Annotated in this window: 4 protein-coding genes and 1 pseudogene; 3 read left to right on the top strand and 2 right to left on the bottom strand. The window is 61.3% G+C overall.

From position 1 onward, the window contains the following. Positions 1-182 (bottom strand): annotated as a pseudogene (locus DIE15_RS36185) (ribose ABC transporter permease); the annotation flags it as partial. Positions 183-210: 28 nt separating this feature from the next. After that, complete coding sequence (locus tag DIE15_RS36180; protein WP_057930239.1) at positions 211-1,779, bottom strand: sugar ABC transporter ATP-binding protein; 1,569 nt, start codon at positions 1,777-1,779, stop codon at positions 211-213. Between the two features lie 1,048 nt (positions 1,780-2,827). On the opposite strand from DIE15_RS36180, the gene aspA reads away from it, so the two are divergent. The 3 genes from aspA (at position 2,828) to ansP (ending at position 8,379) form a co-directional block, all read left to right on the top strand. Beyond that, positions 2,828-4,249, top strand: a complete 1,422-nt coding sequence (gene aspA / locus DIE15_RS36175; RefSeq protein ID WP_124835839.1) for an aspartate ammonia-lyase — start codon at positions 2,828-2,830, stop codon at positions 4,247-4,249. A gap of 174 nt (positions 4,250-4,423) precedes the next feature. Next, positions 4,424-6,304 carry a phosphate acyltransferase gene (locus DIE15_RS36170; RefSeq protein ID WP_185734615.1) on the top strand — a complete coding sequence of 627 codons (1,881 nt, stop codon included), beginning with the start codon at positions 4,424-4,426 and terminating at the stop codon, positions 6,302-6,304. A 584-nt stretch (positions 6,305-6,888) separates the two neighbouring features. Then, positions 6,889-8,379 carry an L-asparagine permease gene (gene ansP, locus DIE15_RS36165; protein ID WP_057930242.1) on the top strand — a complete coding sequence of 497 codons (1,491 nt, stop codon included), beginning with the start codon at positions 6,889-6,891 and terminating at the stop codon, positions 8,377-8,379. The last annotated feature ends 209 nt before the right edge of the window (positions 8,380-8,588 follow it).

Raw genomic sequence — 8,588 nt, 5'->3', positions numbered from 1 at the left:
AGCGTGAAGAAGCCGTCGGTCAGGAATCCGAAGCCGATGCAGAGGACCAGCAGAACCGGCAGCATGCCGGCGGTGCGAACGAGGTTCTGCATGCGTTGCTGGCGCGCGGCCTGCTTGTGTTGCCGTGGCTGCTTGGACGTTTGCGGGGCCGACGCGATCGGCCCTTTGGTTGTGTTGCTCATGTTCTCCTCCGTGTAGTGTGGAATCTCGTCATGCCGCCGGTTGTGCGGCTTCGCTCGCTGCCGGGTGCGATCCGGTAGCGAACCCGATCACGCCTTCCTGGGTGATGGCCTTGCCGGTATGTCCACCGAGTTCGCCGACGAATTCGCCTTCGCGCATGACGAGTACGCGGTCGGCGACCCCGATCACTTCGGGCAATTCGCTCGAAATGACGATCACGCCGACGCCGGAACACGCCAGCTCGTTGATGATTCGGTAGATCTCGGATTTCGCGCCAATGTCGACGCCGCGGGTCGGCTCGTCGAGGATCAGCACGCGCGGTTTCGTCTCGAGCAGGCGCGACAGCAGTACCTTCTGCTGATTGCCGCCCGATAGCGCACCCGCATTGACTTTCGCGTGCGGCACGCGGATCGACAGCGACGCAATGGCGTCACGCGCACGTCGGGCTCCTTCGGCGAGATCGAGCACGCCGCCGCGGCGAGCATCGCGATTGCAGACCGACACGTTGATATTGTTGTGGACGCTCATGTCGAGAAACAGGCCGAGACGCTTGCGGTCCTCGGTCAGGTAGACGAGGCCCGCATCGATGGCTTCCCGCGGCGTACGCATCGCCAGCGTTTTCCCTGCAATCGCAATCTCGCCGCGTGTGCGCGGCTCGGCGCCAAAGATCAAGCGGGCGAGCTCGGTGCGTCCGGCCCCGACCAGCCCGGCGATGCCGAGCACCTCGCCGGCATGCAGGTCGAAGCTGCAGCCGCGCACGCGCGTCTCGTCGGCGATGTCGCGCACGGACAGCACGACGTTGCCCGGGTCGTATGCGGTGTGTTCTTTCTTGTAGAAGCCGGAAAGGTCGCGTCCGACCATCATCTGCACGAGACTGTCGGCGGAGAGCGCATCGCGCTCCAGCGTGCCGACGTAGGTGCCGTCACGCAGTACCGACACGCGATCGGACAGTTCATATATCTCGGCCATCCGGTGGCTGATGTAGATGATGGCGAGACCTTCCGCGCGCAGTTGCCGGATCAGTTCGAACAGTCGGTCGGTTTCGCGCGACGACAATGGCGTCGTTGGCTCGTCCATCACGAGGATGCGAGCACGCGCATGAATGGCGCGTGCAATCTCGACGAGTTGCTGTTCGGCGATCGACAGCGTGCCTACCACCGTGCGCGGGCCAAACGAGGCGCCCAGGCGTGTCAGCACGGCTTCGCAGCCCTGTTCCATCGCAGCGCGGTCGATGGTCCGGAAGCCGCGGCCGGGTTGCCGCAACTCGCGGCCGACGTAGATGTTCTCCGCGACCGTCAGGTTTGGTGCAAGGCTGAGTTCCTGATAGATCACCGCAATTCCGAGCGTGCGCGCGGCGAGCGGACCGTCAACGACCGACGGTATGCCATCGACGAGAATTTCGCCGCCCGGATCGGCCTGGTACGCGCCTGAAAGAATCTTCATCAACGTCGACTTGCCGGCGCCGTTTTCACCCATCAGCGAGTGGACCTCGCCGGCCCTGACTGACAGGCACACGTTGTCGAGGGCGCGGACACCCGGAAAGGTCTTGCTGATGCCGCGCATTTCCAGCAATGCGGGCTTGGATACCGATTGGGACATGACTTGTCTCGCTCCGTTCTTCTGATGTTGTCGTGATCGTTAGCGTCTGGCGCATAGACCGTCAGCGCAGCGGGTGGGGATGCGCGGGTGCGGGTGGACGTATCGGAAGCATGCGGGCCGGCGCGTATGCGCCAGCGCGGCCGGACGTGCGCGGGTTGTCGTCGCGCGCGCCGATCGAAGCGGAAATGTGTGGCCGTCGATCGCACGGGCGTTGCATCACGCGCGTGTCGATATGGCCGATGGGCGTCGTACGACTGCCCCGAGCCTGATGGTGCCTCAATCGTCTCCCCCAGTTGGAGTTCTTCCGATTAATTAAATCAACGTGATTTATTTAATCGCGAATGGAGGGGGACTTCAAGTCTAGGGAAAGCTCTAGTCGTGAACGCGCACCCTTAGGAAGAGGATGAAAGGTTTTTCCTTTGAAAGTGCACCGCGGACACCGAAGTGACGCTTTTTATGCGACTCCTGAAGAGAACCGGGCACGGGTGCGCGGCGACGGAAATCGCTGAGAGGCTTGTCGTGTGGTCGTTTGCGGCCGATGCCCGCGTCGTGCGAGAGATCGGATGCCGATGGCGTGGGCGGTGCACGGTCCGCCCCGGAGCCGATGACGTGCCGCTGTACGGTTGCGATCGCCGCCTGTTCGCCGACGGTCTGATGCAAGGATCGGTTATAGGTCAGTCGAAAATAGCATAGGTGGTGTCACCAAAAACTCAGTGCCATGCGTCGGGATTGACGGCAAGGCGATCGATTGGTTTGCGGTTTCTCGTTGACTTTCGATGAGGATGGGCGTCGGCGTGACCGGTGAGTCATGCCGACGGGTTCGCACACTGATGCGGGTGTCGCTTCACTTCAGCGCACTCGACCGGCACCTGATTGCCGTATCTGCCGCGAGGCAGAGTGCTCCCGCGGTCAGGTCACGGTGTCGAATGAATCCACTGCCCTTGCACGATTTGCTGTGTCCTTATTCCGATTGCGCATAGTTCTCGCTCGATCGAAATTCGGCTGGTTAGTCTCCGGAAACCAGTGATCGTCTAAAGCGGAGAAAAAAATGTCAGTCTTACCAACGAGAACGGAGCATGATCTGCTGGGCGACTGCGAAGTTCCGTCCAGTGCTTATTACGGAGTCCACACGTTTCGGGCAGTCAAGAATTTCCCGATTACATCCACGCCGATTTCGATCTATCCCGACCTGATCAACGCGCTCGCGTTCATCAAGGAGGCGGCTGCGCTGGCGAATCATCAACTGGAACTCCTTGATGGTGAACGCTGCGATGCGATTGTCGAGGCGTGTCGGGACGTGCGAGCCGGCGCGCTGCACGATCAGTTCGTGGTCGATGTGATCCAGGGCGGCGCGGGCACGTCGACGAACATGAACGCGAACGAGGTCATCGCGAACCGGGCGCTCGAGCGGCTTGGATACGAGCGTGGCGATTACCAGCACCTGCATCCGAACGATCATGTGAATATCGGGCAGAGCACGAACGACGTCTACCCTTCGGCCTTGCGAATCGCTGCCTATCTTGGCATCCACGGACTGATCGACGCGATGGGTGTGCTGCGCCAAGCGTTCGCGGAAAAGGCGGAAGAGTTCGCCGATGTGCTCAAGATGGGACGCACGCAGTTGCAGGACGCAGTACCGATGACGCTCGGCCAGGAGTTCGGTACGTACGCCGTGATGCTTGGTGAGGATCAGGATCGGCTCGCCGAGGCAGTCATGCTGATCTGCGAGATCAACATGGGGGCGACGGCAATCGGCACCGGCATCACCGCACATCCCGACTATGCGCCGCTCGTGCTCGCCCGGCTCGTCGAGCTGACCGGCATTCCGCTCGTCACCGCGCCGAATCTGATCGAAGCGACACAAGACTGTGGTGCATTCGTTCAACTGTCGGGTGTGCTGAAACGCGTGGCGGTCAAGCTCTCGAAGATCTGCAATGACCTACGGCTCTTGTCGAGCGGCCCGCGAGCGGGCCTGGGCGAGATCAACTTGCCCCCGGTTCAGGCCGGATCGAGCATCATGCCTGGCAAGGTCAATCCGGTCATCCCGGAGGTCGTGAACCAGGTGGCATTCGAAGTCATTGGCAATGATCTGACTGTCAGCTTCGCAGCGGAGGCCGGGCAGCTTCAACTGAACGCTTTCGAACCGATCATTGCGCACAGTCTGTTCAAGAGCGTCACGCACCTGAAGAATGCATGCCTGACGCTGGCGAGCCGCTGCGTGACGGGGATTACCGCAAATCGTGAGCATTTGCGCGCCACGGTCGAGAATTCGATCGGGATCGTCACTGCGCTCAATCCTTATATCGGCTACGCCAATGCGACATCGGTCGCCCAGGAGGCACACGCAACCGGCGGCAGCGTAGCGGCGATCGTGCTGGCGCGCGGGCTGCTGTCGAAGGGGCAGCTCGACGAGATTCTGTGCCCCGAGCGGTTGACCAGACCGACCAAGGTGCCCGCCGGGAGTCTTTGACAGGGAAAGGGCGGGCCGACGGTCCTCGCCCTCACCGAAGTTCGATTATCGATTATCCGCAACTGGCATCGCGCGTATCGGTTGGGACAATGTCCCAACTGGTCGAGCAAGTCTGAACTGGCATGGACGATGCCTGATCCGGGAAGAGGCGGGGCAATGCGGGAAGGAAGCAACTTGGAGAGCATCGATGAGCCAGACGGCGTTTGCATCGATCAGGCGCGTCGAGACCCGGTCAAGATGACTGTTCTCGACGACGAGCAACAGGGTGTCGCGATCGTTGCCGCGGCGGCGACGCTGAACGCGCTTGAATACATCGGCAAGCGCATCAGCGAAGCGAGGCTCGTCTGCTCAGGTACGGGGCCAGGTGCGCTCGCCTATCTCGATCTGGCGGTGAGCCTCGGGCTGCGGCGGGAAAACATCTTTGTCGGCGATACGACCGGTGTCGTGTACATCGGCCAAGTGGCGGGCATGGATCAGGGGCTGGCGAGATTTGCACGTGGTACCCGGGCGCGCACGATAGCCGACGTGATGCCGGGCGCCGACATCTTCGTCGGGGTGTCGGCGGGCAGCGTGGCGATGGCCGATCTGGTCAAGGTCATGGCGGTCAACCCGATCGTCATCGCGATATCGGATGCGATGCCCGAGGTCATGCCTGAGGCCGTGCTAGCGGTACGGACAGACTCGATAATCGCGACCCGTCACGCGAGCTATCCGAACCAGATCAGTGGCGCGATGTGCCTGCCGTTCATTGCCCGGGGCGCGCTCGATGCCGGAGCCATGACAGTGAACGAGGAGATGAAGCTTGCCGCGGTCCACGCGATCGCGTCACTCGCGCAAGCGGAGATACCGAAGGAGGTTGCCGCAATAGATGACGCGCATGAGTTGCGCTTTGGTCCCCGCTATCTGATTCCGAAAGCCTTCGACCGAAGGTTGATCGAGATGGTCGCGCCTGCCGTGGCGAAGGCGGCTGCCGAAAGCGGTGTCGCACGGCGACGGATAGCGAATATGGAAGCCTATCGGCGAAGTCTCTCGCCCGTCAGTGGCCGCTCGAGTCCGACGAGGCGGGCAGCGATTGCCGGCCGGCAGGCCAACGTGAAGTCGGTGATATTTGCAGAGGGCGAGGACGAGCGCGTGTTGCGTGCTGCCCAGTGCGCGATCGACGAGTCCGTCGCCAGGCCAGTGTTGCTTGGCAGGCCAGATGTGATCGCGGACGTGATTGATCGTTGCCAGCTCGGTCTCGATCCGGGCGGGAACTGCGAGATCGTCGACCCGCTTGATCCGGATATCCACGACGCCGCCGTGGCACGCTACTGCTTGCTACGTCAGCGTGACGGTATCTCGCCCGTACTTGCCGCAGTCGAACTGCGCAGTTGCCGCACGCTGCTTGCCGCGATGCTGCTCAGGATCGGGCGCGCAGACGCGATGCTTTGCGGGACGGCCGGACGCCGAGCGGGTCATCTGATTGCCGTGCGAGACGTGATCGGACGTCGCAAAGGCGTCAACACGCTCGCGCTAATGGAGACCCTCATGTTGCCGGAGCGCCCCTTGTTCATCTGCGATGCGCTTGTGAACAGCAATCCCGGTGCCGAGCAAATCGCCGAAATTGCGTGGCTCGGGGTCGATGAAGTGAGTCGCTTGGGCGTCTCGCCGCAGGTCATGCTGGTGCCGAGGTTGGGTTCGAGTGCGTCGGACGCGACGCGCGAAAAGAAGATGTGCGAAGCGCTGGCCATGATCCACGAGCGCGTTTCAGGAATGGCGAGTGGCGAAGGGGCGCCGAGCGGCTCGGCGTTCCCATGCGCAACCTTCGATCCGACGCTCTCGGAGTTGAATTTCGACGCAAGTGCAAACATTCTCGTGACGCATGATGGCGAAATGGCCAACGTCATTCGCAATGTGATGCGAATTTCAACGGGTCAAGGAATCTCAGCCGGCCAGGTTGTCCTCGGCGCGCGGTGGCGTGTTCACATCCTGACGCCGGCGACGACGGTCCGGCAAATCGTCAACGCGACTGCACTTGCCGTGAGTGACGACGCGTTCAACTGGACACGTTCGTAAAAGGCGAATTCCCGATGCGACGAGCGGTCGCTCATGCAGGGCGATCGATCGAAGCATCGTCACTTTCGCCTCTTCGCGCTCCGGGTCGCGAAGCTCCACGGCCTCTGGATCAGGTTCGAGGCGGTCTTTTCTTTCAGTGTGGTTAAGGCTCGACGAGATCTTGTCGTTCGACTGATTCTCTATTGATTTGTATAGCTATACATAAATTTCGCATTGGCGGGAAAGATGCGAACTTCGCTCTGTACGTTGCCGGGCCGAATGCGGCAGCGGACATTTCGCTCGATCGAACGCTTCGTGTTGCAGCCGACAGGCCGCCGGCCCGCCGTTGATCGCGTGTCTTCGGGGTGCCTTCCGGATATTCGCCATGCCGGATTTCAAAGTGTTTTAGTCATTTTTTGCATAGGAATTGTGGGGCGAATTTCGACTGAATAGGCTCCGGTCAGATGCTCCAGATCGCGACTGTCCGCGTGCCGCAATCACGATATGGCGGCGAAAATCCGGCTGCATGTGTCTACCTATGATGATAGGAAAAATGACCGGCGCCTTTAAGAATTGAATTTCTTTGATTATTGGAGGATACAGTCATGGCATCGATTCCCGAACCGTCGCCGACGGGCGAAACCGATCAACGCAGCTGGCTGGAATCCCACGAGGCTGGTTATCACAAGACCCTGGGCAATCGACAGGTGCAGATGATCGCGATCGGCGGCGCGATCGGCACGGGACTTTTCCTCGGGGCCGGCGCACGCCTTCAGGTAGCAGGGCCGTCGCTCGCGATCGTCTATCTCGTATGCGGCGCGTTCTCGTTCCTGATTCTGCGAGCGCTTGGCGAACTCGTGATGCATCGCCCGAGCAGCGGAAGCTTCGTGTCGTACGCGCGCGAGTTCCTCGGCGAGAAGGCGTCTTTCGTAGCCGGCTGGATGTATTTCCTGAATTGGGCGATGACGGGGATCGTCGACATTACTGCGGTTGCGCTCTACATGCATTACTGGGCCCCGTTCTCAGGCGTTCCGCAATGGATCTTCGCATTGATCGCGCTCTGCATTGTCGCCACCATGAATCTGATCGGCGTGAAGTGGTTTGCCGAAATGGAGTTCTGGTTTGCGTTGATCAAGGTCGCTGCCATCGTGCTGTTTCTCGGGATCGGCTCCGTGATCCTGGGCACGGGTGGACACGTCGCCGGCCATGACACGGGCATGCATCTGATCACCGACAACGGCGGCGTTTTCCCGCATGGGCTGATGCCAGCACTCGTGCTGGTGCAGGGTGTGGTGTTTGCATTCGCGGGCGTCGAATTGGTCGGCACGGCCGCTGGCGAATGCAAGGATGCACGCAAGGTGCTGCCGCGCGCGATCAACAGCGTGATCTGGCGAATCGCGCTGTTCTATGTCGCATCGGTGGTGCTGCTCGTCTGCCTGTTGCCGTGGAGTGCCTATAAGGCGGGCCAGAGCCCGTTCGTCACGTTCTTCGGCGCGCTCGGCGTGCCGGGCATCGGCTCGATGATGAACATGGTGGTGTTGACGGCGGCGTTGTCAAGCCTGAACTCGGGGCTGTATTCGACCGGGCGCGTGCTGCGCTCGCTCGCGATGGGCGGCTCCGCGCCCGCGGCGCTGTCGCGGATGAGCGCGCAGTCGGTGCCATATGTAGGCATCCTTGTGACGGTCGCGATCTATGTAGTGGGTGTGCTGCTGAATTACCTGGTGCCGTCCAGCGTGTTCGAGATCGTGCTCAACGTTGCGTCGCTTGGCATCCTCAGCACGTGGGGTTTCATCATCGTCTGTCAGATGAAGTTCCGCGCGGCCGTCAAACGCGGTGACGTGGACGACGTGCCATTCAAGATGCCCGGAGCACCGGTCACGTCGTGGCTCACGCTGCTGTTCCTGCTTGGCGTGCTGGTGCTGATGGCGTTCGACTATCCGAATGGAACCTGCACCGTGGCGTCGATTCCGGTAGTCGCACTGCTGCTTGTCGTCGGCTGGCGGTGGGTGAGCGGCCGTGCGCGTCGCGTGTCGCTAAAACCGACGATTCCGTCGGTCGCGCTCACGCAGAACGTGCTCGAAAAGGGTGACAACTAATGCGACACGCAACGTTATCCGGACCCGTGAAGGTTCCCGCTGCCCGTGACAACAGAGAAAAATTCCATGGCACCGTTTGACGAAATGCTGGCAGGCGATCAGGTTCGCCAGCCCTACTCGCGAGTCAAGGCGTGGCTCGACACGCAGAACCCTGCGAGCCTCGCCCAGAAGGCCCACGATGCGGAAGGTGTGTTCCGCAGGACGGGCAT

It is taken from the genome of Burkholderia sp. Bp9031 (genome assembly GCF_003857965.1).
In the GTDB taxonomy this organism is placed as follows: domain Bacteria; phylum Pseudomonadota; class Gammaproteobacteria; order Burkholderiales; family Burkholderiaceae; genus Burkholderia; species Burkholderia ambifaria_A.
The sequence above is the reverse complement of the archived record's forward strand: the minus strand, read 5'-3'. Positions and strand labels throughout refer to the sequence as shown.